The 25,503-nt window shown below is 39.7% G+C and carries 23 protein-coding genes and 1 other RNA gene; 14 read left to right on the plus strand and 10 right to left on the minus strand.

Features of this window, described 5'->3' with window-relative positions; translation table 11 throughout:
- Positions 1-7: 7 nt before the first annotated feature.
- A complete protein-coding gene (locus ACTHN6_RS04450) occupies positions 8-670 on the plus strand; it encodes a DUF4294 domain-containing protein (protein WP_440434515.1) in 663 nt (220 codons plus the stop codon).
- A gap of 69 nt (positions 671-739) precedes the next feature.
- On the opposite strand, the gene ACTHN6_RS04455 is transcribed toward ACTHN6_RS04450, so the two are convergent.
- On the minus strand, positions 740-1,261 hold the full coding sequence (locus ACTHN6_RS04455) for a TlpA family protein disulfide reductase (protein ID WP_440434516.1): 522 nt from the start codon (positions 1,259-1,261) through the stop codon (positions 740-742).
- Positions 1,258-1,905, minus strand: coding sequence for a MerR family transcriptional regulator (locus tag ACTHN6_RS04460; protein ID WP_440434517.1), 648 nt, complete (start codon positions 1,903-1,905; stop codon positions 1,258-1,260). The genes ACTHN6_RS04455 and ACTHN6_RS04460 overlap by 4 nt, the downstream gene beginning before the upstream one ends.
- Before the next feature lie 122 nt (positions 1,906-2,027).
- On the opposite strand from ACTHN6_RS04460, the gene ACTHN6_RS04465 reads away from it, so the two are divergent.
- The 4 genes from ACTHN6_RS04465 (at position 2,028) to rnpB (ending at position 4,307) form a co-directional block, all read left to right on the plus strand.
- Positions 2,028-2,870 carry a 3-hydroxyacyl-CoA dehydrogenase family protein gene (locus ACTHN6_RS04465; protein WP_440434518.1) on the plus strand — a complete coding sequence of 281 codons (843 nt, stop codon included), beginning with the start codon at positions 2,028-2,030 and terminating at the stop codon, positions 2,868-2,870.
- Positions 2,871-2,952: 82 nt separating this feature from the next.
- Positions 2,953-3,129 carry a hypothetical protein gene (locus tag ACTHN6_RS04470; protein ID WP_440434519.1) on the plus strand — a complete coding sequence of 59 codons (177 nt, stop codon included), beginning with the start codon at positions 2,953-2,955 and terminating at the stop codon, positions 3,127-3,129.
- Positions 3,130-3,164: 35 nt separating this feature from the next.
- The gene (locus ACTHN6_RS04475) at positions 3,165-3,923 is read left to right on the plus strand and encodes a UDP-2,3-diacylglucosamine diphosphatase (RefSeq protein ID WP_440434520.1); all 759 of its coding nucleotides are present in this window, start codon (positions 3,165-3,167) and stop codon (positions 3,921-3,923) included.
- Between the two features lie 60 nt (positions 3,924-3,983).
- Positions 3,984-4,307: RNase P RNA component class A (rnpB, locus tag ACTHN6_RS04480), an RNA gene on the plus strand.
- 48 nt (positions 4,308-4,355) lie between these two features.
- Here the strand turns inward: rnpB and ACTHN6_RS04485 are convergent.
- The 4 genes from ACTHN6_RS04485 to ACTHN6_RS04500 form a co-directional block, all read right to left on the minus strand.
- Entirely contained in the window at positions 4,356-5,804 is a 1,449-nt protein-coding gene (locus ACTHN6_RS04485; RefSeq protein WP_440434521.1) for a YitT family protein, read from the minus strand.
- A 44-nt stretch (positions 5,805-5,848) separates the two neighbouring features.
- Positions 5,849-6,889: an adenylate/guanylate cyclase domain-containing protein gene (locus ACTHN6_RS04490; RefSeq protein WP_440434522.1), complete on the minus strand. Its 1,041-nt coding sequence runs from the start codon at positions 6,887-6,889 to the stop codon at positions 5,849-5,851.
- Complete coding sequence (locus ACTHN6_RS04495; protein WP_440434523.1) at positions 6,882-7,262, minus strand: response regulator; 381 nt, start codon at positions 7,260-7,262, stop codon at positions 6,882-6,884. Before ACTHN6_RS04495 ends, ACTHN6_RS04490 begins: the two co-directional genes overlap by 8 nt.
- A gap of 124 nt (positions 7,263-7,386) precedes the next feature.
- The gene (locus ACTHN6_RS04500; protein WP_440434524.1) at positions 7,387-8,361 is read right to left on the minus strand and encodes an NAD-dependent epimerase/dehydratase family protein; all 975 of its coding nucleotides are present in this window, start codon (positions 8,359-8,361) and stop codon (positions 7,387-7,389) included.
- A gap of 203 nt (positions 8,362-8,564) precedes the next feature.
- Here ACTHN6_RS04500 and ACTHN6_RS04505 point away from each other — a divergent pair, with 203 nt between their 5' ends.
- From ACTHN6_RS04505 to ACTHN6_RS04525, 5 genes are all read left to right on the plus strand, one after another.
- Positions 8,565-9,953, plus strand: a complete 1,389-nt coding sequence (locus tag ACTHN6_RS04505) for a sensor histidine kinase (RefSeq protein WP_440434525.1) — start codon at positions 8,565-8,567, stop codon at positions 9,951-9,953.
- A gap of 100 nt (positions 9,954-10,053) precedes the next feature.
- Positions 10,054-12,303, plus strand: a complete 2,250-nt coding sequence (locus tag ACTHN6_RS04510) for a tetratricopeptide repeat protein (protein WP_440434526.1) — start codon at positions 10,054-10,056, stop codon at positions 12,301-12,303.
- A gap of 106 nt (positions 12,304-12,409) precedes the next feature.
- Entirely contained in the window at positions 12,410-13,339 is a 930-nt protein-coding gene (locus ACTHN6_RS04515; protein ID WP_440434527.1) for an isoaspartyl peptidase/L-asparaginase family protein, read from the plus strand.
- A gap of 107 nt (positions 13,340-13,446) precedes the next feature.
- Positions 13,447-14,811, plus strand: coding sequence for a Gfo/Idh/MocA family protein (locus tag ACTHN6_RS04520; protein WP_440434528.1), 1,365 nt, complete (start codon positions 13,447-13,449; stop codon positions 14,809-14,811).
- 165 nt (positions 14,812-14,976) lie between these two features.
- The gene (locus ACTHN6_RS04525; RefSeq protein WP_440434529.1) at positions 14,977-15,435 is read left to right on the plus strand and encodes a hypothetical protein; all 459 of its coding nucleotides are present in this window, start codon (positions 14,977-14,979) and stop codon (positions 15,433-15,435) included.
- Here the strand turns inward: ACTHN6_RS04525 and ACTHN6_RS04530 are convergent, their stop codons facing one another.
- The gene (locus tag ACTHN6_RS04530; RefSeq protein ID WP_440434530.1) at positions 15,436-16,836 is read right to left on the minus strand and encodes a hypothetical protein; all 1,401 of its coding nucleotides are present in this window, start codon (positions 16,834-16,836) and stop codon (positions 15,436-15,438) included.
- A gap of 143 nt (positions 16,837-16,979) precedes the next feature.
- Here ACTHN6_RS04530 and ACTHN6_RS04535 point away from each other — a divergent pair, with 143 nt between their 5' ends.
- The 3 genes from ACTHN6_RS04535 to paaI all read left to right on the plus strand — a co-directional run bounded on the left by ACTHN6_RS04535 (position 16,980) and on the right by paaI (position 20,166).
- Positions 16,980-17,543, plus strand: coding sequence for a hypothetical protein (locus ACTHN6_RS04535; RefSeq protein ID WP_440434531.1), 564 nt, complete (start codon positions 16,980-16,982; stop codon positions 17,541-17,543).
- Positions 17,544-17,549: 6 nt separating this feature from the next.
- Positions 17,550-19,673 carry a cation:proton antiporter domain-containing protein gene (locus ACTHN6_RS04540; RefSeq protein ID WP_440434532.1) on the plus strand — a complete coding sequence of 708 codons (2,124 nt, stop codon included), beginning with the start codon at positions 17,550-17,552 and terminating at the stop codon, positions 19,671-19,673.
- Between the two features lie 76 nt (positions 19,674-19,749).
- On the plus strand, positions 19,750-20,166 hold the full coding sequence (paaI, locus tag ACTHN6_RS04545) for a hydroxyphenylacetyl-CoA thioesterase PaaI (RefSeq protein ID WP_440434533.1): 417 nt from the start codon (positions 19,750-19,752) through the stop codon (positions 20,164-20,166).
- A 53-nt stretch (positions 20,167-20,219) separates the two neighbouring features.
- Here the strand turns inward: paaI and ACTHN6_RS04550 are convergent, their stop codons facing one another.
- Positions 20,220-21,767, minus strand: a complete 1,548-nt coding sequence (locus ACTHN6_RS04550) for a lipase maturation factor family protein (RefSeq protein ID WP_440434534.1) — start codon at positions 21,765-21,767, stop codon at positions 20,220-20,222.
- 89 nt (positions 21,768-21,856) lie between these two features.
- On the opposite strand from ACTHN6_RS04550, the gene ACTHN6_RS04555 reads away from it, so the two are divergent.
- Entirely contained in the window at positions 21,857-23,293 is a 1,437-nt protein-coding gene (locus ACTHN6_RS04555) for a phytoene desaturase family protein (RefSeq protein WP_440434535.1), read from the plus strand.
- Between the two features lie 186 nt (positions 23,294-23,479).
- On the opposite strand, the gene ACTHN6_RS04560 is transcribed toward ACTHN6_RS04555, so the two are convergent.
- A complete protein-coding gene (locus ACTHN6_RS04560; protein ID WP_440434536.1) occupies positions 23,480-24,085 on the minus strand; it encodes an IMPACT family protein in 606 nt (201 codons plus the stop codon).
- 60 nt (positions 24,086-24,145) lie between these two features.
- Positions 24,146-25,501: a rod shape-determining protein RodA gene (gene rodA / locus ACTHN6_RS04565; RefSeq protein WP_440434537.1), complete on the minus strand. Its 1,356-nt coding sequence runs from the start codon at positions 25,499-25,501 to the stop codon at positions 24,146-24,148.
- Between the last annotated feature and the right edge of the window lie 2 nt (positions 25,502-25,503).

The following is a 25,503-nucleotide window of genomic DNA, read 5'->3' on the forward strand; positions in this document are numbered from 1 at the left end:
TTACGTTATGCACACAAAAAGAAATACCTTTTTTTTCCGCCTGCTTGCATGTGTATTATGCACAGGTTTTGTGTTGCATGGTTTTAGCCAAACCCAACAGCCGCCGCGAATTATAAACCGAAATAATCTTGGCGTAAACGATACAATAATTGTCCAGGCATGTATTGAACCAAATGGGGATACCATTCCCTGCTCCTGGCTTGAAGATGAATATGTGTTGACGAAAATGACACGCGCCCAGCGCAAGCGTTATGTGGAATGGACGAGGTTGCGCAATGCCGTTTATGTAACTTATCCTTATGCTATAAAAGCATCTAAAGTAATGAATGAAATAAACGCGCAATTGGTAAATGTGAATGATAAAAAGAAGCGCAAGGCAATAATTATGTCGCGTGAAAAAGAGCTGAAAAAAGAATTTGCCGATAAGCTTACGCAGCTTTCTGTTTACCAGGGCAAGGTTTTAATGAAACTCATCTATCGCCAAACCGGCAATAACTGTTATGAAATAATTGAAAGCTACAAGGGTAAGTTCAATGCGGGCTTCTGGCAAACCGTGGCTTTGATTTTTGGTTCAAACCTTCGCCAGAATTATGATCCTTCAGGCTTAGATCACGATATGGAAACGATTGTGCAGGATGTAGAGAGGATGTATGGTATTCGCCGTGGTTAAAGCATTAGCAGTTGAGCAAGTAACGCTTCCCGTGAACTGATTATTTCAAAAAAATTACCGTAACTCTTATTAAAGTCCTTCTATAATTTTACCTAATTCCTTCATGGCTTCGCCGCTTTCTCCATATTCAACTATGCGCCCTGCCTCTTTACCATCTTTTAAAACAATAAATGTGGGCACTTCCGTAACATTAAATGTTTTTTCAAGATTATCAAACGTGGTTTTGTTATAGTCAACACCTATAAGCGAAATATTATTGTCCGGGTAACCCGCAGCATCTGTAAGACGATAAAATTCAGGTAAAAGGTTGTGGGTATCGGGGCACCAGGTACCGGCAAAAATCAGCATCTTAAAATCACCGGCATGTTGTTTAAAAGCAGCCACTGCTTTAGCATCGGGCCTGCCAAGTTTATAATTTTTTTGAAACCATGCAAAAGATGTATCACTTTCAATATCGCTGCGGGAAAGCAGGCCTTTTAAAATCTTTCCGTGCGTTGAATCGAAGCTTATTTCATAAGGATGAAATGCCTGCTGCGCTTTGCCTGTAACAATTACAGCCAGGCCGAATAAGAACAGGAAAATTTTTTTCATGCGCCTAAATTAGTGCGCAATTCCAAAAGAAAAGAGCGGAATTTTGTTAAGCTTTCCACCAACTGAACCTGCATAGCAGCTTTTTTCTGGTTATCTTTTAAATATTGCCTTGCCCCTTCAACAGAATATTTCTGCTGCCGTAATAAATAATAAATAAGACGCAGGTTTTTCACATCTTCCGGCCTGAAAAGGCGGTCGCCTTTTTTGTTCTTCCGTGGCTTCAGAATATCAAATTCATTCTCCCAAAACCTCAGTAAAGAAGGTTTCATATTAAACCATTGCGCCACTTCGCTTATGGAATAATATTGCTTTTGAAATAAGATTTCATCTTCTGGAATTTCGAGCAGCGCAACATCAAGATTAATTTCCTTTAAAGATTTACGGCCACGCTTTGAAGGCTGCTCTGCATTTTTTGAAAGCGGCTTGATAAGCTGAACAGGTTTTGTTTGCTCCTTGGGCTTATTATCTTCCTTTGGTTCAGGTTCTTCATTCACCTGTATAATAACAGGAGGTTTTACCGGTGTTACATTAGCTTTTTTTTCAGCAGGAGCTGCAATTTCAACCGCTTTTTTTTCCGGTTGTTTCTTAGGACGGATAACAGCAATTTTATCATTGTTGTTATTAAATAGATCTAATTGTTGCATGTTGTAAAACTACAAATAATTAAATGGCAATGCCGCTGTAAAAGATAAAGGAATAATCGTGCGTTTTCCTGAATAAATCAGCATCTTTATAACGCATAAATTTAAAATAAATTTTCTTGCCAGTGATTAAAACTATTTGTGTTTGCGGCGCCGGAACCATGGGCAGCGGAATTGCACAGGTTATTGCATCAAACAACATTCAAGTAATTCAATTTGATGTGAATGAAAATATGCTTGAAAAAAGCAAAACATCTATTACAAATAATTTGCAAAAGCTTGTTGACAAAGGCAGGCTGGAGCAAGCGCGAAGAAGCGATATTCTGCAACGCATTACGTTTACATCTTCTATAAAAGATTGTGTAGGTGAATTGATTATAGAAGCCGTTGTAGAAGATAAGTTGATCAAACAACATTTATTTGATAAGCTTGCTGCTATAAATACGGCCGATACCATTTTTGCAACCAATACATCATCTATTTCCATTACGGCATTAAGCAGCGGAAAGCAGTATGCCCCTCGTTTTGCGGGCCTGCATTTTTTTAACCCGGCAACTTTAATGAAACTGGTGGAAATTATCCGTACAGAGCATACAAATGATGCCGTTATTGATACCTTAAAACAGTTTACAGCCGCATTGGGTAAAACGGCCGTTGTTTGCAATGATGCGCCCGGATTTATTGTAAACCGTGTGGCAAGGCATTATTATCTTGAAGCGATGCAACTGGCTGAAAAAGGTATGGCAGACATAAAAACTATTGATACGATAATGGAAGCCACCGGCTTTAAAATGGGCCCGTTTAAATTGATGGACCTGATAGGGTTGGATGTAAATTATGCAGTAAGTAATATCGTATGGAAAGAACTCGGTAAGCCTGAACGTTTAAAGCCTTCACGTTTGCAAAAAGACAAAGTGGATGCAAACGAACTCGGTAAAAAAAATGGCAAAGGTTTTTACGAATATTAAAGGGGACAAGCTCCTTCCGCTGTTAAAAGATGACTGATTTATTTTTCAGGAATTAAATTTGCTTTCATTCGAAATAAAAAATATGCAGGAACTTATTGATAAACTCATAAATGAAGCCGGCCTTACCGATAAACAGGCTTTACAGGCCATAACGATTGTGAAAGATTTTGCGAAAAGTAAATTCCCTATGTTTGGCGGCGCCATAGAAAAAGCCTTTGCCAAACACAGTAAAAAAGAAGACGAAGATTTTCTTGATTAATCTTCCATTTATTTCTACCTAATGTTTAAGTTTTAATGGAGCTATTGCCTGGCAAAAAAATTTACTTTTTCTCCGATTTTCATCTGGGCGCTCCTGATTTTGCGGCAAGCCTGGTAAGGGAAAAAAAGATCGTTGCCTTCCTGGAAACTGTGCGGCATCATGCTGCAGCCATAATTATTGGCGGCGATGTTTTTGACTTTTGGTATGAATACAAAACCGTTGTTCCAAAACATTTTGTACGGCTACTTGGCAAGCTGGCAGAGATAACAGACAGCGGCATTCCCGTTATGCTTTTTGCAGGCAACCACGATATGTGGATGCGGGATTATTTTCAAACCGAATTAAACATACCGGTTTACTTTGAGCCCAGGACTTTTACGTGGAATAATAAAAAGTTTTTTATCGGCCATGGCGATGGTTTGGGGCCGGGAGATCATGGCTATAAATTCCTTAAAAAAATATTCAGAAATAAATTCTGCCAATGGTCGTTTGGCCAGTTGCATCCAACCTGGGGCATGCGGCTTGCCAATTATTTCAGCCGAAAAAGCAGGCAGAAAACAGGCTCGTCCGATGCTGTTTTTTTAGGGGAGGATAATGAATGGCTGGTTATTTTTTGCAGGGAAGTGCTGGCAAAAGAACATTTTGATTATTTCATTTTCGGCCATCGCCACCTGCCCTTAAAAATTAGGCTTAACGATAACGCTGAATATATTAATCTCGGCGACTGGATCACACATTTTACCTACGCTGTATTCGACGGCAGCACCGTTGAATTAAAGAAATGGGAAGAGTAGCAGCTTGTTATTTTATTTCAAAATATACCAGGCCAAAAAATTACCAGTAGTTTTGCATTGCTACAAACCCGTGCTATCGTTCCAATTTATTGGAAAGGAAAGTCCGGACAGCACAGGGCAGCCCACCATGTGTTAAGCATGGCTTTCCCGGTTTCGGGAAAAGAGAAAGTGCCACAGAAAATAACTGTTTCGCAATTAGCGGAATGAGGGTGAAAATGTGAGGTAAGAGCTCACGTTCTGTTGCAGTAATGTAACAGAAGGGTAAACCTTGGGCGCTGCAATGCCACGTAAAGAAGCCATAGAGCTGCCCGCTCTGCTTCGGGGTAGGCAGCACAGATAAATGATAGCTTAAAACAGAATCCGGCTTACGGGGTTTGTAGTTTTTTTTAAATTAATGACTGCCGGCAATACATAAATAAAAATGAAGCCGGTTTAATGCGGAGGCCTGCGTTTTAATACGCCCCCTGCTGTTTCCTTTATGGTGCTGGCAAATACAAAAGCCTTCGGGTCTTCAGCATATACGAGGTTTTTAAGCTTGCGCATTTCCAGCCTGCTTATTACGGTAAAGATGATATCAACATCGGTATGCACTTCATATTTACCGGGAAGAAAGCCGCGTTCGCCTTTATAAATAGTTATACCGCGGCCCATTTCGTTTACCAGCTTTTCTTTTATGCGCTCACTGTTGCCCGAAATAATAGTTACGCCGGTATAAGCTTCAATGCCTTCCACTACATAGTCCACTGTTTTGGACGCAGTAAAATAAGTTAGCATTGAATAGAGTGAAGTTTCCATACCAAACTGGAATGCAGCGATACTAAATATAATGATGTTAAGGCCCAACACAATTTCACTGATGGTAAAGCTTGTGTGCCTTAATGTGTATAATGCAAGTACTTCAATACCATCCACGGCGCAACCGCCGCGCATGGTAAGGCCGATGCCTATACCTAGAAAAAACCCGCCAAAAATAGATATGAGCAATTTATCTGAAGTAATAACAGGATATGGCACAAGGAAAAGACAGAGTCCTAACAGGATAATACAAATGAGTGTTTTTATAGCAAAATTCCTGCTGGCAACAAAAGCGCTCATAATTATAAGCGGTGCATTTACGGCGATAATTACTACTGCAAGATTTATATGATATATCTCATGAATAAGCAGCGATATACCCGTCATGCCGCCATCAAAAAAATGATTGGGTACAAGAAATCCTTTTAAAGCAAAACCTGCAGTGGCCACACCAAATATCATCAGTAAAATATCGGCAAAACTAAAATCGCGGTGGTTTTTTGTTTTTGTATGATGCTGGCGGCTGAGTTTTTTTAAGTTGGCCTCCTTACGTGCAGTAAGTTTTTCTTTCGCGCTTTCCGTAAAAAAATTATGCGACCTTAAAAAATCAACCTGCTTTTTTAACCATTCTTCATTGGTAAGATTGGGATCGCGGTATTTTAATTCACGGTAAAGCCTGTTTGAAAAAACGTTGTAATCATCTGTACCGATATAATACACATCAGCGTCGCAAAGAATTCTTGAAAGATGGTTCTTTGGCTGCTGCGGTACTTTTGTTGACATTATTATTTCACAAACAGCTTCCACCTGCGCGGGGTTATAATTGTATTGCGGCAATAGCTCCCGTGAAAGATTGCAGGATGTTTCTTCATGGGTTTCATAAGTTGATAAAAAACCTGCATCGTGCATAAGGGCAGCCGTTTGCAGAAGCTGCAATTCTTCAGTGCCCAATCCTTCCAGCTCGCCTAATTCAATAGCATTTCTTATTACAATTTCCGTATGTTCTGCATTGTGATAAGTTAGCCACTCAGGCAATTCCCGGTGCAGTTTTTCCAGTATATATGATTGTATTTTTTGTACTTCCATTAAGGAAATTTTGTGCTCCAATAAATTATAATAAGGAAGCTTTGTTAATTCAATACTTCAAACACTTCAAGTATTTCCTTTTTGTTTTTTACTTCAAGCTGGCCCACAGGCCTGCAATTAAATGATTCTTTTATTTTTTCGTACGATTTTGCCTCAATTAAAATTTGCCCGGGCTGCGCTTTGCTTTGCAGGCGCTGTGCTGTATTTACCACATCGCCAATAACGGTATAATCCAGCCTGCGCAAACCGGCTGCGCCAATATTGCCCGATATCATTTCACCACTGTTAGCGCCTATGGAAACTTCCGGCAAAAAACCTGCTATGCCTTTCTCCGGCGGCATATTGTGAATGGCATTGCGCACGGCAAGGCAGGCTTCTATGGCACGGTCGAGGTGATATTCGCCATGAAATACCGCCATTACAGCATCGCCTATAAACTTATCTACAAAACCATTCTGCGCTATTATTTCTTTTACAATAACATCAAAATAAGTATTAAGCAGGTGTACAACCACATCGGGTTTTTCTCTTTCTGTTATTGATGTGAAACCACATATATCAATGAATATAACAGTTGCTTCAATATTTTCATTTATGGTAAGCGATTGTTCAAATTCTTTTTTCTCCATAAACTTCAGCACCGATTCATCCACATACATTTTTAGAATATTGTTTTCTTTAATGGCCTGCAATGTTTGTTTTAACTGTGTAACATACTCAATTGTTTTTTTAAGCGTGAGTTCAAAATCTGCGAAGTTTACGGGCTTGGTTATAAAATCAAAAGCGCCGCGATTCATGGCGGTGCGTATATTTTCCATGTCGCCGTAAGCAGAAACAATTACTGTTTTAATAATGGGGCTTACATCGTGTAACCTTTCAAGCAGCGTTAAGCCATCCATTTCGGGCATATTAATATCGCTGAAAACAAGTTCTATATTTGGATCCTGCTGCAGTTTTTCAAGCGCTTCGCGGCCGGTTAATGCAAATACAAATTCGTATTGATGTTCCCTTATTTGTTTTCGGAATTTTTGTTTGATTAATATCTCAAGATCAGTTTCGTCGTCTGCCACTAATATTTTAGTCATGTACCTGCTTTTTTAATTTATCTTTTAAAAGAGTAAAGTCGAGGGGCTTGGTCAGGAAATCATCTGCGCCGAGGCTTAGCGACCTGTTGTAATTTTCTTCATCGCCGTAAGCGGTGATCATCATTACAACAGGCGGGGGCACGGCATACATCTGTTTTATTTTTTGCAATAGCTCCAGGCCGCTCATGCCAGGCATATTAATATCTGAAAGAATAAGTACCACTTCATGTTCATGATGGTTTAAATAAGCCAGCGCATCTTCTCCTGAATTGGAAAAAGCAAAAACAAACTCGCCATTCCTTATCTCTTTTCTAAAACGTTGTTCAAATAAAACTTTTACATCAGCCTCGTCATCCACAACCAAAATCTTCATATAAATATTTTTATTATCAAATATAATTTAAAGCAGTTTAGCCGAAGTTTTCTTTGTAGTATAAAGACAGCTTTCTCATTTAAACCTGCTGTTACAAATTTGCTTAATTGTTTTAAATACAGCTTTATAATTTGAGATTATTTATTGCCAGTAATTCATTGCATATTCTTTCCACGCTTTTGTGCAAAGGTGTATAGCTGAAAGCAGGCATCGCTTTCAATAATTTGCTGTTGTCGAAATATACTTTAGCCAGCGCCGTACGCGCCGTTTCTTTTGTAATGAAAGGCGCCTTGCCGGTAATAAAACTCTTTAATGCTTCAAACCGCCAAACCATGCCTGCCATAAAAGGCGTTATTTTTTTTGACGGTGCTTTTTTATGAAATGCTTCGGCAATAAGATCGAATAAATTTTTATAATCCGTGTTTTCTGCACTTAATATAAACCGCTCCCTGCAAATATTGCTTTGCATTAACGCTATCATGGCTTTTACAACATCCTGCACATCTACAAAGCCGGTTACGCCATCCGAGTAGTAAGGAAACTCTTTATATATGGTTTTAAAAATTTCCGAAGAGCCTGTATTCCAGTTGCCCGCCCCAAGAATAATCGACGGGTTCACAATCACCGCATTTAATCCTTCTGCCATGCCGCGCCACACTTCCATCTCTGCCAGGTATTTACTTTCCCCATATACGCTGTTGCTTGTTTCTTCGGTCCACTGCATTTCCTCCGTAATAATTGTGTTCTCCCGTATCCTGCCTAAAGCTGCAACAGAACTTACATGCAATAGTTTGCGCACGCCGGCATTTAAAGCCGCATTTACAATATTCGCCGTTCCTTCTGCATTGGTTTTAAAAAGCTGCCTTTTATCTTTTGGATTATAGGAAATTTTACCGGCGCAATGATATACCTCATCCACACCCTGCATTATTTCTTCCAGTAAAATCACGTCAAACAAATCTCCCTGTACCCATTCTATGGCAGGATGATGAAAAGGTATTTCTTTCCTGTATAAAGCCTTAATGCGAGGTTCATGCCCTGCAAGCGTTTTTGTTAAACATGAACCAAGCAACCCGGTTGCGCCGGTAATAAAAATCATTGCAGCACTTTTAAAATTTACAGTTTTTGCACCCGGTAAAAACCATATGGATTATAAAAGCTGTAAATGTAAACTGAAGTTGCCGGAAATTGAATTGCAAATAATAATCGGCTATTGCTGCATAATAATTATTTTTCTGATTGTACATTTATTATTTTGAACCACCAACAGCTTAAAATTGTATTAACAATTAAAATATGGACATGAGTCTGCAGTTTGCTCTGGTAATTATAATAGTTACTTACCTGCGCCGAACGCTTCAAACAAAAACAACAATGCCGGTATGGCATAAGCGGTTATCAATAATACTGTTTGCTGCTATCGGGTGCATGGTGCTTCAGCTTTCGGTAGCTTCTTTTAGCACAGTATTAAATATACTGTTTGTTATACTGGAGGATATATTGGTGGGCTTGCTGTTATATATAATTTATAAGTATGATGAATTTAAGCCTGTAAAATTTTTGCTAACAGCCTTATTACCTTACGCAATAGTTTCTTTTGTAGATGATCTGCTGCGCCTGCCCGGGAAAGATTTTTATTCCAGGGTATCTGATGTTTCCGGCCCCATTGTGCTGTTTGCTGTAATATGGGGATTTGGTGTTTGGCTCGTAAGCCGAAGGCAACAAAAAGAGTTAACAAAAGCCCGGCAGAGAGCACTGGACGAGCAGGAAAACAACAGGATTATAACTGCTATGAAAGCAGAGCTTGAAGTGCAGGTGGCCGAACGAACAGCTGAACTTACACAGCAGAAAGAAGCCCTTGAAAATACATTAAGCGAATTAAAAGCCACACAGGCGCAGCTTATACAATCTGAAAAAATGGCTTCACTGGGTGAGCTTACCGCCGGCATTGCACATGAAATTCAAAACCCGCTCAACTTCATTAATAATTTTTCTGAAGTAAATAATGAACTCATTGAAGAATTAAAACAGGAATGGCTGAAAACTGATGGAGAAAGAGATAAAACACTGGAAGATGAATTATTAGCTGATATTATTGGCAACAATGAAAAAATTGCATTTCATGGCAAACGTGCCGATGGTATTGTAAAAGGCATGTTGCAGCATTCAAGAAAAAGTTCAGGAACAAAAGAGCCCACCGATATTAATGCACTTTGCGATGAATATATGCGGCTGAGTTATCATGGTTTGCGGGCCAAAGATAAAAGCTTTAATGCCGAGTTTAAAACAGACCTTGATGAAAACATAGGCAGGATAAACATGGTTCCGCAGGATATTGGAAGGGTATTGCTTAACCTTTTGAACAACGCATTTTATGCAGTAAACGATAAGAAGAAAACCGCAGGCCCCGATTATAAACCCATGGTTATCATCCAGACAAAGAAAACCGGTGAAGAAGACATTGAAATAAAAGTTATTGATAATGGAAAAGGCATTCCGCAAAATGTTATTAATAAAATATTCCAACCTTTTTTTACAACAAAGCCCACCGGCGAAGGAACGGGTTTAGGCCTGAGCTTAACGTATGATATTATTACCAAGCAACATAACGGGACAATAAATGTTGAAAGCAAAGAAGGTGAAGGCACAACGTTTATTATCAATCTGCCTGTAACAGTTAGCCAAGCTTAAAACTAAAAAAGGAAATATACATAAATAAGGAAGCACAGGAGCCGCCATTTCACAATTGAATTATCTTTAAAGGATATTATTTACACCTTAGCTTACTATTATGAGATATTACCTTGCCGTATCCTTCAGCTTGTTATTGCATTGTGGCTTCACCCAAAATACCAAAATTGACAGCATAAACAACTTGATTGGTAAAGAAACATCCGATACTGCGCGCATTAAACTCATCAATCAAAAAATATTTTTTCTTAGCAATATAAACCTTGATTCGGCCATTGCACTTGGTAAGCAAAACATGCTGGCAGCGCAAAAAATAAATTTTTATGAGGGTGAAGTAGATGCACGGGCAAGACTGTCTGTAAACTATTGTTATAAGGGCAACTATGAAGCAGCAGAACAACAATTTCAATACCTCGAAAATTTTATTAAGCCGGATGATTCGATGAATATTGCTAATTTATATACCAATCGCGGGCTGATGTACGGCATGCAAAGCAAGTATGATTCATCAATAAAGGTTAGTGAAAAAGCAACCGGAATTTATGAAAGGCATAATTATACAAAAGAGTTACCAGCCCTGTACAGCAACATAGCCATTGGCTATCAGCAACTGTCAAACTTTCCCAGAGCGCTTGAGTATGGACAAAAGGGCTTAATGCTTGCAGAATCTTTACATGATGAAATAAGGCAGGCTTATGTAATTATGAATCTTGCGAATACGTATCAGAACATTGGCGATTCTGCTAAAGCTGAACAAGCCTTTCTAAAAGCAGTCAGTCTTGCCCTTAAAAAGAATTTAAAAAATGTTGAGCTGTATGGATATTCCAACCTGGCGTCCTTATATTCTGCGTACGAACAATGGAACAAAACTTATCAATATGGCATGAAAGCAGCTAACCTCGCAACAGCATTCGGAGACCAGGGCATCAAGGCGGCAAGCCTCTCCAAGGCTGCCTTGGCCCTTGCTAAATTAAATAAAATCACAGAGGCGATACAATTAAACAGGCAGGCAATTTTGGTTGCTGATTCCTCCAATCAAAAACTTAATATTTCGCAGGCTCAATCAACAATGGGCCAGATATATTATTTGAAAAAAGATTACAAAACTGCCATTGTACATTATGAAAAAAGTTTTGATGCGCTCAGTAGTTCTGATATTTATCTTGAGGCAAATGCAGAAGCATATAAAAATCTCTCAAGCTGTTATGAATTTACAGGTGATTACAAGAAAGCTCTGTTAAATCATAAATTATTCGCAGATATTATGGATTCTGTCCGCAGGAAAGACAATGTGAAGAAAGCTACAGAATTGTCTATGAATTATGATTTTGAAAAAAAACAGGCAGTTGCCAGGGCCGAGCAGGATAAAAAAGATGCGGAATCCAAACGCATAAAAAACCAGCAACTATTCATAATTGTTGCACTGGCCCTTGCAGTGCTTGCGGTTGTAATTATTGCCGTTATCCAATCGAGGAACAGTCGCAATAAACAGAAAGCAAACCTTTTACTTCAAAGGGAAAAGCAAAAAGTGGAAAGTGCTTTATCAGAATTAAAATCAGCCCAGGCGCAATTGATACAAAGCGAAAAAATGGCTTCGCTTGGCGAGTTCACCGCGGGCATTGCACATGAAATACAAAACCCGTTAAATTTCATTAATAATTTTAGCGAGGTGAACAGCGAATTAAGCAGCGAATTAATTGATGAAGTTGATAAGGGGAATTTTGATGAAGTGAAATTTATTGCAAATGACATTAAAGGGAATGAAGAAAAAATAAACCATCACGGTAAACGTGCCGATGCTATTGTAAAAAACATGCTGCAGCATTCAAGAAAAAGTTCAGGCGCAAAAGAGCCAGCTGATATTAATACTTTATGTGAAGAATATTTACGATTAAGCTATCACGGCCTGCGCGCAAAAGATAAAAGCTTTAATGCTGAGTTTAAAACTGAACTGGATGAAAGCATCGGTAAGATTGTTGTAGTGCCGCAGGATATTGGAAGGGCATTGCTTAATCTTTTTAATAATGCTTTTTACGCAGTGAATGAAAGGCGCAAAAATGAAGGCGAAGGATTTAAGGCTTTGGTTTCCGTTGCCACACGAAGGCTGCATAATTCCTCTTCAGGGGATGAGGGCGTGGAAATATGGGTTATGGATAATGGAAAAGGCATTCCCCAAAATATTATGAGCAAAATATTCCAGCCTTTTTTTACAACTAAGCCCACCGGCGAAGGAACGGGTTTGGGCCTTAGCCTGACTTATGACATTATTGCTAAACAACATAACGGAACAATAAATGTTGAAAGTAAAGAAGGCGAAGGCACAACATTTATAATTACGCTTCCTCTATAAATCACCGCTGTATTTTAATAATTTTTACGTGGTAATTAGGTTATATGTTTAAAATGTAATTGCCCGTTACCAGTTATCTTTCCAAACAACTACTTTTATTCGCAGAATGAAATATACAATTGCAGTACACGGTGGTGCAGGCACTATTCTTAAAGAGAATATGACGCCTGAACTTGAACAAAAATACCGGCACGGTTTACAACAGGCCTTAGATGCAGGCTATGCAGTTTTAGAAAAAGGTGGTACCGCAATGGATGCAGCAATTGCAGCAGTAGTTGTGCTGGAAGACGATATTTTATTCAATGCTGGCCGCGGCGCTGTATTCACTAAAAAAGGTTTGCATGAAATGGATGCAGCCGTAATGAACGGCGCAGATCTTATGGCAGGCGCCGTGTGTGGCGTTCAGCACATACGTAATCCTATAAAACTGGCAGAAGCAGTGATGCTGAAAACGGAACACGTAATGCTTAGTGGTGAAGGTGCTGCCCTCTTTGCCAAAGAACAGGGTTTTGAATTTGAGCCTGATGAATATTTCTTTTCAAAATTCAGGCATGACCAGTGGCAGGAGATGAAAGATTCTGACGCTTATCAGCTTGACCATTCTGTAAAAAATATAGATAAGAAATTTGGAACAGTTGGCGCCGTTGCCTGTGATAGGCAGGGCAATGTGGCTGCTGCTACAAGCACCGGTGGTATGACGAATAAAAATTATGGCCGCATTGGCGATAGCCCCTTAATTGGTTGCGGCACCTATGCCAATAATAAAACCTGTGCTGTAAGCTGCACCGGCCATGGCGAGTTATTTATAAAAGCCGTTGCTGCGTATGATGTAAGCTGCCTTATGGAATATGCGCACATGAATTTACATGATGCTATGAATAAAGTGGTGAATGAAAAACTGGTTGCCATAAACGGCGAAGGTGGTATGATTGGCGTTGATGCGAAGGGAAATTTTGCCTTGTTATTTAACAGCGAAGGCATGTATCGCGGTGTGAGAACAAGTGATGGATTGAACGAGGTTGCTATTTATAAATAAAGAATTTATATTGCCGGCTGCGCTGGTTCAATTGCAACATAATAGATCATTGATGGCTGCAGGTGTCATACACCTGCATTTTAACCACGAAATTTCAAACAACATCCATGAACAAACATAAAATTTACCGCCGCGATTTTTTACGCAATAGCGCTTCACTGCTTGCCTTAAGCGCATTAAATATTAACAAGCTAAACCTTCAGAACGCACCTTCTAAAAAGGTGGCGTTAATTGGTACAGGCTGGTATGGCAAAAGCGATTTGTTCAGGCTGATACAGGTTGCGCCTGTAGATGTGGTGGCCCTTTCCGATGTGGATGAAAACATGCTGAACCATGCGGCAGCAATGGTAAGCGAAAGGCAGCAAAGCCATCAGAAACCTAAGCTGTATAAAGATTACAAAAGGCTGCTGGACGAAGCAAAACCTGAAGTTGTTTTAATTGGTTCGCCCGATCACTGGCACGCATTGCAGGCGATAGATGCATTGCAAAGCGGCGCACATGTTTATTTGCAAAAGCCCATTAGTGTTGATGTGCTGGAAGGTGAAGCAATAGTGGCGGCAGCCAAAAAATATAACCGAGTGGTGCAGGTGGGTACCCAACGCAGAAGCACGCCGCATTTGGTAGAAGCCAAACAAAAAATTATTGATACTGGCATGCTCGGCAAAATCCATCATGCCGAAATGTGCTGCTATTATCACATGCGGGCAACAGGCAATCCTGCCGTACAACCTGTGCCATCTTTTTTTGATTATGATATGTGGACAGGCCCGGCACCCATGCGGCCGTTTACCGGTTTGCCGCACCGCCGCTGGCGTGCTTATATGGAATATGGAAACGGTATTATCGGCGATATGTGCATTCACATGTTTGATGCGGTGCGCTGGATGCTGGGTCTTGGCTGGCCAAAGAGCGTTACATCAACAGGCGGGATTTTTGTTGATAAAGAAAGCAGCAGTAATATCAGCGATACGCAAACCGCCATCTTCGCTTATGATGATATAGATTGCGTGTGGCAGCACCGCACCTGGGGCAGGCCTTCTGACCCTGATTATCCATGGGCATTTAAAATTTATGGCGATAAAGGAACGCTTTGCTGTGACGTATGGAAATATGATTTCTTTCCCACAGATAATAAAGAGCAGAAATTACATGGCGATGTGCTTTGGGAAAAAGAAAAATATCCTGAAGATTTAAAGGAGCCTGATATTGAATTGCACGTTGCTTCAGCAACAAGAAGGCATATGCAGAACTTTATGGAAGCGATAGATAAAGGCACAAAACCCGTTGCGCCCATTGAAGAAGGACATATTTCAACGGCGAGTTGCATTATGGCCAATCTTTCTATGGAATTACAAAGGCCGCTTAGTTACGATGCGGTAAAGCATGAAATCGCTGGTGATGAAGAAGCCACCAAACTATTGCAAAGAAGTTACCGCGGGCCATATAAGCATCCTTTAATTCAAACTGTGTAACAGCTTTTTAACCAGTTATTTTTTGATGCCGGCAAATCAAGAATGGCATCACGGTTGTGTCACTCACTGCATCTGCAGATCATTACTCAGCAATGGCTTCAGATACAAAACTTTAAATTATTTCAAACACCATCCCATAAAAATTCATAATTAATAAATCAATCAATGAAAAAATTTCTAACCATTGCAGCCATTACTATTTTAACCGCATGTAATAATCAACAGCAGCCATTAAATACTGCAACCAATTCCATACAAGGCACATGGAAACTTATTTCAGGAACAACCATTGAAAAGAATGACACGGCTGTTACAGATTATACAAAAGACAAATCATTCATTAAAGTTATTGATGCATCACATTTTGCATTTATGGGCCACGATCTTAATAAAGGCAAAGATTCGGCCACCGCTTTCTTTTCTTCAGGCGGCGGCAAATATGAGTTAAACGACAGCAATTACACAGAGCATCTTGAATATTGCAACGCAAGAGAATGGGAAGGCAACGATTTTCATTTCACTATAGCCATACATAATGATACGCTCACGCAGCAGGGCATTGAAAAAATTGACAGCATTGGCGTGAACAGAATAAACATTGAAAAATATGTGCGGCTGAAATAATTACGGGCCGGGAATAAGAGGCAGGTTTATTTGCGGCTGAAGCCTGATAAATTCAGGCTGCTGCATCATTCTTGCTTTATCATTAAAACCATTCGAAACCGCTTTCACCAGGTCGTCATGCGCTGCATTTGCATTGTTATTCCTTGCGTCCAAGACAGCAGCAAAATACCAGGCTTCGCTGTTGGTTGGGTCTGCCATTTTATATAGTGTTACAAAATAACCGGCAGCGTCATTTTGGTTTTGACTGATAAGCTGGTTGCTGATAGAATAAAACGCCAGTGATAAATATGCCAGCAAACGCTGGTTCATCGCAGCTTCTGGCGTTGTGCCTTTTGCTTTTGTATTTAAATCATTGATTGTTTTATTCCAGTAATTCATATCACCTTGCCGGAATTGCGCATTGTATTCCGCTTTTTTATTTTGTTCGATGGTAAATAGTTGTTGTTGCTGCTGCCACTGATCTTTATAAGCCGCACCAATTACAATAGCATTATTTTTTTCTTTGAAGAAAGCAGCACCAGTTATACCATCAAGTATATTCAAGGCAAGTATGCATTCATCAGATGCCTGCATGTAATCATTCTTTTTTAATGACGCTTCAATTCTTTTTTTGCTGTTACTGATAAATGCATTTATCAATGAATCATTTTTGGGAATAACGTTATTGCGCATTGCATCTAACTCCAATCCTGCAAAAGCAATGTTCATCGTACTTACAGGGCACCATTTATGTTTTCCATCAAACAAAATAAGCCGGTGACGCGTTTGTGTTTTGTCAAGATCATTATTTAAAGCAACAATATCTGTCATGTTCATATCGCCTTTACCCGCTATGCCTGTAAAACTAAAGTTGAAGTTAGCGGCAGGCGTTCCATCAGGCAAGCCAGCCCCACCCGCTATCACGGCCTTTATTTCAGGATGATGCAAGGCAAGATAGCTTGCGGCCTTTGCGCCGCCTGAAAATCCGCAAACGTAAACCCTGCCTGTATTTAAGGTTATCCTTTTTGTATCATTATATAAATTTTGCCATATATTTTCTGCAGTTTGAAAATCATTACCATTTTTAGAATTGTTACTTCCAATCAGTATAAAATTATATGCATCTGCCAGCGCTTTATATTTTTCCAAAGGCAGTGCGCCGGCTGCATGCGGATCGAAAAAATAAATAGCCGCATTGATTTTGTTAGATGGAATGTATAAAGCATAAGATTGTGCTGCATCATTTTTGCAAACAACATTTTCAATCAATTGTCCAACCGGCAATGTATCTGGCTTAATCACCGCCGGTGATGATATGGTGTCGTATTCAATACCTGCGTCATTGCTTTGCGATGGCTTACTGGTGCATGCAGTTATATTGAATAAAAAAATATTCAGCAGGATGATTTGTATACATCTCATGATGCTAAATTATTAATGCTTTATTTATAGTTATAAAATACTTATTATGCCATTGCATACAAACGCCCTTTTCGGTAAAAACTGTAACTTTAAAATAATCACATAAATTATTCTGCATATTGAAACAAAAATTTATTACACAAATGCTCGTCTGCCTATGTTTTGCTGCAATCTTTTTTGCTGCAGGCTGCAGGGATAATGTGCGCGAACAGGAGTTAAATAAAAGAGAACAAATATTACTTGAAAAAGAAAACCAGTTTGCGCTCAGGGAGGCCGATTACCAGTCGTTATTAAAAATGCGTGACAGCCTGCTTGCAAAAAAGGATACTATCATGCTGCCCGGTTGGCCAAACCAGATTGAAGGGCTTTGGAACAGTAAAGTTGTTTGCACAGAATCTAACTGCAGCGATTATATTGTTGGCGATCAGCGCTCCGACCTATGGGAATTTGGCAGCGATTCTTCTCAGTTGGTAACAAAGGTTATCAGTAATAACAAGCTTGTACGCATTTACCTGGCTGAATATTCCAATAATCAAATTAATCTTAATTTTTCAACAGATTCCACTGCGCCTAAAAAAGTAATGATGCATGTGCTTTTAAACGAAACCGCCCCCGACAAATTAAAAGGCACGCGCACCATACAAATAGACAGCGCCTGCACCGCAAAATTTTCAGTAGAGCTAAACAGAGTTTCAAACAAAGAATAATAACGAATGATCTTATTGAATGTCCTGGATATATCGTTGCCAATAGAAGAGCCGGTGTTGAAATTTTTGGTAGAGTTAATCATTATTCTTTTTGTACCGCTTCTTCTTAATAAAATAAAAGTGCCGCACTTAATTGGGCTCATCATTGCAGGTGCTGTTATTGGCCCCAATGGTTTTAATATACTTTCCCGCGACAGCAGCGTTGTGGTAATTGGTACAACAGGGTTGCTTTACATTATGTTTCTCGCGGGCCTTGAAATAGATATGGGCGATTTTAAAAGAAACAAATGGAAGAGCCTCACTTTTGGCTTCTATACTTTTGCCGCACCTTTTATACTTGGATTTATATGTGCTTATTACATACTCGGTTTTTCTATGCTTACTTCCATATTGTTTGCAAGCCTTTTTTCTTCACATACATTAATTGCTTACCCACTTGTAAGTAAAATGGGCATTTCTAAAAACCGGGCTATTAATATTACAGTGGGCGGAACCGTGATTACCGACCTTGTAACATTATTAGTATTGGCAGCGGTTGTGGGTGTGGCACAAGGACAGGCCGGCAAAGAATTCTGGTTTAACCTTACATTATCAATATTGGCTTTTGGATTAACTGTTTTGTTGGTTTTTCCTTTAATCGCCCGATGGTTTTTAAAAAATGTTAATGATAAAATATCTCAATACATTTTTGTGCTGGTAATGATTTATCTGGCAGCTATGCTGGCAGAAATAGCGGGCATAGAAGCCATCATCGGCGCATTTCTTGCAGGGCTTGCCCTTAACCGTCTTATACCCCGTACATCATCGCTAATGAACAGGGTTGAATTTGTAGGCAATGCTATTTTCATTCCTTTCTTTTTGATAAGTGTGGGCATGATCATCGACTTTAAAGTATTCTTTAGCAGTTGGGAAACAATTGAAGTAGCGGCAATAATGATGTTTGCATCTTTTTTCGGAAAATATATTGGGGCAAAGGCAACACAAAAAACTTTCAGACTTACTAAAAATGAAGGTGTAATGATATTTGGTTTGAGCTCAGGCTCTGCGGCTGCAACGCTGGCTACCGTAATGGTAGGCTATAATATCATTATCTCAGAAACAGAAACCGGCGAACCAATACGTTTATTAAACGATCATGTTTTGAACGGAAGCATTTTGCTTATTCTTATTTCCTGCACTTTGTCATCATTTGTGTCTGCAGCCGCAGCAAGAAAAATTGCGGAAGCAGATCAGGAAGATACTATTGCAGATAAGGATGATAAGGAAGAAGCCATGCTGCTTGCTGTAAATTACCCGGAGACTGTAGAACGAATGGTAAACCTGGCTACCATGATAAAAGCCAAAGCCAATACTGACAGGATATTTGCGTTGAATGTTATTAATGAAGAAAAAAATGAATCATCTGTAAAGAACGCAGAAAAAATATTGGATGAAGCCGTACATACAGCTTCGGCATCCGACGTAACACTCACGCCGCTTACACGTTATGATAATGATGTTATCAATGGTATCAACAATGTAGTGAAAGAAAAAAAGATCACGGATCTGCTTATAGCACTGGAAGAAGATAAAGGTTTCTCTGCCTCGTTTGCTTATAATTTATATAACGGCTACCTGCAAAATCAAACAATCAATGTATTAATTTATCATGCGGCGCAACCCATCTCAACCATTAAAAAATATATTGTTTTTATTCCACCGAAATTTGATACAGAACCAGGTTTCTTTTATGCATTGCTGCGGGTTTGGAATATAGCACGCAATTCAGGTGCGTTAATGGAATTTTATTCGTCAGCCAATATTCTCAGCATTCTTAAGAACATTATTAAAAAAGCCAATATTGAAGCAGAGTTTACTCCTGTTGAAAAATGGTCCGACGTAGAAAAAACAGCCAACAACGTAGATGATGATGAAGGCCTGATCGTATTAATGCCTAAGCGGGGCATGAGATCGTATTTGCCACAGATGCGCAGGTTTCCCGAAATGCTCAACAGGTATTTTAATGATAAAAATTACCTGCTTATCTATCCTTATACTGTATCGCCCGAAGACGATATGGAAGTGAGGCTGGTAAGTAATCACAGCGATTTTGTGGAGATTGGAAAATTAATCAGCAGGATATTTAAATAAGCTGGATTATAAAACCAAACGGGCTTTTGAGTAAATGTAATTGTTCTATATATTCACTTTATAAAATTACTGCTGCATGCAAACAGTTACGCCGCAATCAATCATTAATCATGTGTTGCAAAAAGACAGCTTCAGCCGATGGCTGGGCATTGAACTGATTGAAGCAGCCGAAGGTTACAGTAAAATAAAAATGCAGGTGCGGCAGGAAATGATGAATGGTTTGAATGTAGTGCACGGCGGCATTGCTTTTTCACTTGCCGACAGTGCCTTTGCTTTTGCCTGCAACAGTCGTAATAATTTATCGCTGGCTTTGGAAACAGCGATATCTTTTTTAAAGCCTGTTTATGTTGATGATGTGCTAACTGCTGAAGCCAAAGAAATACGCAATGGAAAAAATACCGGCGTTTATCTTGTTGAAATTAAAAACCAGCATGAACAATTAATCGGGCTGTTTAAAGGCACCTGTTACAGAACAGGTAAAAACCTGTTGTAGATTCTTGTAAAGATGATCAACCTTGAATAGGATTGCTGTTACTGCTTTTTCTTTTATTTCAGCCAGCCTTCACTGTTTAAATATTTAATCAATTGTTGATTGTTTACAGATAAAACAGGCAGCCACAAACCTATTCTTTCCCTTGTCCACCAAAGCTGTTGCGCATTCCCGGGTTTTGCAAAAGCATACTTATATAACACAGCCCGCACATATTTTGGCGGTTTAGCTTTAAAAGGATTTTTAGCAAAAAGACTCACGGCACTGGCATCATTGTGCAATAACTTCCAGGCAAGATTATACGTCCATGCATATTGATCTGCGGTTGACATAGAGGCAAACCACATTTGCCAGTCGAACCTTAAATGATAAGGGGCAATTTGCGGCGGCCGCTTATTTAATTCAACAGGAAGGCCTTTGTAAATATATGCCTGCCAGTTAGCCTTATCGGTTGAATCATTGTCCCATGTACCTTCAAAAACCACATTATAACGTTCCTGTCCAACCGTACCAAAAGCGCCGTAAGTATTTACAAGATCAAGCGGATCGAATGAAGTGTTCATGACCTGCCTGGAAGAAAATAAATTAATTACCGGGCCAACACTAAGAAATATTACAACAACAGTTACAATCCATGCGGTTGTTTTCATGGGTTTTGATGGCTCGCAACCTGCTTGTGCGGCTTTAGCCTTTTCAACAAGTTTGCGGGGTAATATTTTACTCCAGAATCCATCATCAAAACAGGCCAGCGCAGGAATAATGGTAAGCCAGTTTAAAAAAGAAAGATTGCCGCTGACAAAAATATTAAGTTGAAACAAAATCATAATTACTCCGGCAATATGCCTGGCTATCCTAGGCCAGAATGCAAACAGCGGCGCTATCAATTCTGCAAGAAAATTAAACCATACGCCGATTTTCAAAATAGGGTGTGGTAAAAAATGAAACCACCTGCTTAACGGCCCGGGCATAGGTTGTGTTTCAAAATGATAATACAATGCTGTGCCGTTGCGCCATATTTCATCACCACGTATTTTTATTAAACCCGAACCCAGCATGATGCGGCATATCAGCCATCGTAACAGTATGATGATTTGCAAAGGAGGTGCCTGCTTTGGAAAAGGCCGCATATTGATTAAAGGGCAAAGAAAAATGCATAAAAACCCTGTTTCAAGTAATTGTATTTCCCATCCGTAACTATACCAATCCTGCCCGAGATGCACAAACGACATATATAAAACCCAAAGCACAAAAAGTAGAATGGCATTTGCATATCCCGCGGCCACCATACAGGAAAGTATGAAACCAAGCCATGCAATAAAAAGCATCATGCTATCGGAATGATTGAACCAAAAAACAGATGGTAAACGTATAAAGCCTTCTGTTGCACCAATGACTTTTCGAATCATTTCAATGGCATTGCCTATTGGCAGCAAACCTTCTTCTCCTATTAATGGAATAATTTGATTAATAGCCGCCAAAAAAGCAATGGCATAAATTATTCCCAGCAGCCGCAATATTACAAAGCGGGTAAGCCAATAGCTTTGCGTTGAATTAACTGCGGATGGAAAAGAAATAAGCCCTCGATTGTATGCCGTTTCCATCATCTGTTATGCTTTGCCGCACAATTATATGAAGGTAAAAATTACCTTTATCATTCTGCTGTTAACTTGCATTACTAAACAGTTTAAATATTTTGCTTAAAAGAGATTTTGATGCCGTAATTGTTGGCTCGGGTCCAAATGGTTTTGCTGCTGCTATCACTTTGCAGCAACACGGTCTTTCCACATTATTGCTCGAAGCCAATACAACAGTTGGCGGCGGTATGCGCTCTGCAGCATTTACGCTGCCCGGCTTTGTACACGATGTGTGTTCTGCTATTCATCCACTGGCGGTGAGCTCTCCATTTTTTAACAGCTTACCATTAGCGGAATTTGGTTTAAACTTTATTGAACCAACTATTGCTGCCGCTCATCCTTTTGATAATGGCAAAGCCGCAGTTTTATATCAATCTATTCAAAAAACAATTGACAGGCTGGGCATTGATGGAAGTGTTTATGAAAAACTGGTAAGGCCTTTATATGAAAACTGCAGTAAGATATTGCCGTTTATTTTGGGGCCGCTTACATTTCCAAAACATCCTTTAATCATGGCGGGCTTTGGATTGAAAGCACTTCAACCTGCGGCCATTTTAGCGAAGACATTCAAAACAGAAGCAGCCAAAGGATTATTTGCCGGCATGGCGGCACATTCAATGCTGCCGTTTTCCAAAACTGCCACATCAGCAATTGGATTAGTGTTGCTGATGACGGCACATTATAAAGGATGGCCTTTAATAAAAGGCGGCTCGCAGCAACTTGCCAATACGCTGGCGGCTTATTATACATCACTTGGCGGAAAAATTGAAACGGGTTTTAATGTCAGCTCTTTGCAGCAGCTTCCTTCAAGCCATGCTGTTTTATTTGATGTATCGCCAAAACACTTGTTGCAGATAGCCGGCAACAAGTTTTCATCTTTATATACAAAGCAGTTAAACAATTTTAAATATGGCATGGGTGTTTATAAAATTGATTTTGCTTTATCGGAACCTATACCATTCACTGCGCCGGAATGCAGGCAGGCAGGCACTGTACACCTAGGAAATTCGATGAAAGAAATTGCTTTAAGCGAAGCGCTTGTATGGAATGGGAAACATGCCGGCAAGCCTTTTGTATTACTGGCGCAGCAAAGTTTATTTGATACTTCAAGAGCACCGCAGGGAAAACACACAGCCTGGGCTTACTGCCATGTGCCGAATAATTCAGAGAAGAATATAACTGATGTAATTGAGCAGCAGATTGAACGTTTTGCGCCGGGTTTTAAAGATTGCATTCTCGCCAAACACGAAATGAATGCAGCGGAGTTGCAGGCATATAATGCAAATTATATTGGCGGCGATATTAATGGCGGTGCACCTTTAATATCACAATTATTTACGCGGCCAGCTTTGCGGCTATCGCCTTATAAAACATCTGCGAAAGGGTTATATATCTGTTCCGCTTCCACGCCACCAGGTGGTGGCGTGCATGGCATGAACGGTTATCATGCAGCTAAAAAAGCATTGAAAGATGTGTTTGGAATAAAGCTTAAATAACGTGAGTCCGGCATAAGGAACGGGGCGCACGTCATTTCGACGACAGGAGAAATCTCCCGAATAACAACCTTCAAAAAATTATGAGACCTCTCTGTTGTCGAGTTGAAGGCTCACCTTCATAATAAAATTGAACAACTTTATATTCAAACTAAATCAATATTCTTATCCCGAACTCGCGTTAAATAACTAACCGATTTTACTTAATTCCAATCCCTTTATATCATTTAAAATATTCAACATTGCTGCATGTTTGTTTTTTGGAATACCGATCTCCATTAAACAAAACAATTGTAGTTCCTGTTTAAAAATTTCACAACCGTATTGCTTTATCGATTTTATTATTTCATTCATAAGCATATAATCAAACTGTAAACGGTAAGAAATTAAAACCGGTTTTTGTATGATAACGGATTGTTCCAAGGCAAGCGCTGCGGATGTTTTATACGCGTTGATCAGGCCGGGAACACCTAATAATGTACCGCCGAAATATCGAACCACAACAATTAATATGTTGGTTAATTCACGGCTGTCTATCTGCCCGAGGATTGGCCTGCCGGCAGAACCGGAAGGTTCGCCATTGTCGCTTACACGGAAATTATTTCCATCTGTTCCAAGTCTGTAAGCAAAACAATGATGATTGGCTTTGGGATGTTCTTTCTTTAACTGTGCACGATAATTTTTAAAATCATCAATACTATTAATGGGATAAGCAAAGGCAATAAATTTACTGCCCCGGTCTTTAAACTCTGCGGTTGACGGTTCTTTTATAGTGTTGTAAAAATCAGCATTCATTGTAAATCCCCGGCGTGAACCGTTAAATGTTCAGCTTCAATAGTAAACATAAGTTATAAATTAACGCAATACCATCTGCCTGTCTGCATCAAGCCTTATCATAATAAAGATCATGATGGTAAATGTGAGCAGGGATGAACCGCCATAGCTTATCAGCGGCAATGGAATACCAATAACCGGGAAGAGCCCTATGGTCATACAAACATTCACCACAATATGAAAAAAAAGAATGCTGGCCACGCTATAAGCATAAATACGGCTGAAGCCACTGCGCTGTCTTTCGGCAAGAAATATGATGCGCAGCAGCAGTATAAAATATACGGCGAGAAAAAGAAATGAGCCTACAAAACCAAACGCTTCTCCAAGCGAAGTAAAAATAAAATCGGTGGACTGCTCCGGCACATACCGGCCACGCGTTTGCGTGCCCTTTAAAAAACCTTTGCCCAAAAAGCCACCCGAACCAATAGCAATTTTACTTTGGCGTACATTATAATCGTCCGGTTTGATGGAAGCTTTACCGGTTGCCTCTTCCTGCCTTATAGAATGTATATTCTGACTGCAGTCGTAGTCTTTACCCACGGCGCTGTAAATGCGTTGGCTTTGATAACATTCAAAAACATTATTAAAAATATAGGGCACAATAAAACGCTGTATGCCCACACAAACAAACCATATTGAAACAATAAGAATTAAAATATTCCAGCGCTTTCTTGTAAAAATCTGGCGGCGGAAAATGAATACAATCAATGCTGCAATCAATGTTAATACAATGGCCAGCAAATTCTTTTCAACCAATAAAGTGGCTACCACCAGTGCACCGAATGAGAAACCGATAACAAGAATAATTCCGGGTAAACCTTCGCGGTACATCACTATAAAAAAACTCAGATACACCAATGCAAGGCCTGTTTCGTTTTGCAGCACAGAAATGGCTGCCGGCAGCATGGCGATTGCGCCTGCAATAACCTGCGATTGCAGCTTACTGAAATCCATGTTTAGCTGGGAAAGATATTTTGCAAGGGCTAACGCTGTAAATATCTTACACAATTCTGCAGGTTGAAGATTAAAGCCGCCACCTAAAGGAATCCAGCTTTTGGAGCCGTTCACATCTTTACCTAAAACAAATACCGAAAGCATGAGTAAGATGCCGAATAGATACAACAAATTGGCAAATGCAGGATAGAGCTTGCTGTCGCTTAAAATAATAAAAGTAGCCACTATTACTGAGAGACCTGCAAAAAGCAATTGTTTGCTGTAATTTGTTTGGCCCTGGAAAAAGGAAGATGGCGTATAGGTTGCCGGGTTATATTCAGCCATGAAAATGCAAAGAATACCAATGCAAACCAGTACGGCATACAGCCACACCGTAAGCCAGTCAACACCTCTTGAAACTGATTTTGGAATTGCCCTGCTCATGA

Origin of the sequence: Parafilimonas sp. (assembly GCF_051953455.1) — a bacterium.
Lineage (GTDB): Bacteria > Bacteroidota > Bacteroidia > Chitinophagales > Chitinophagaceae > Parafilimonas.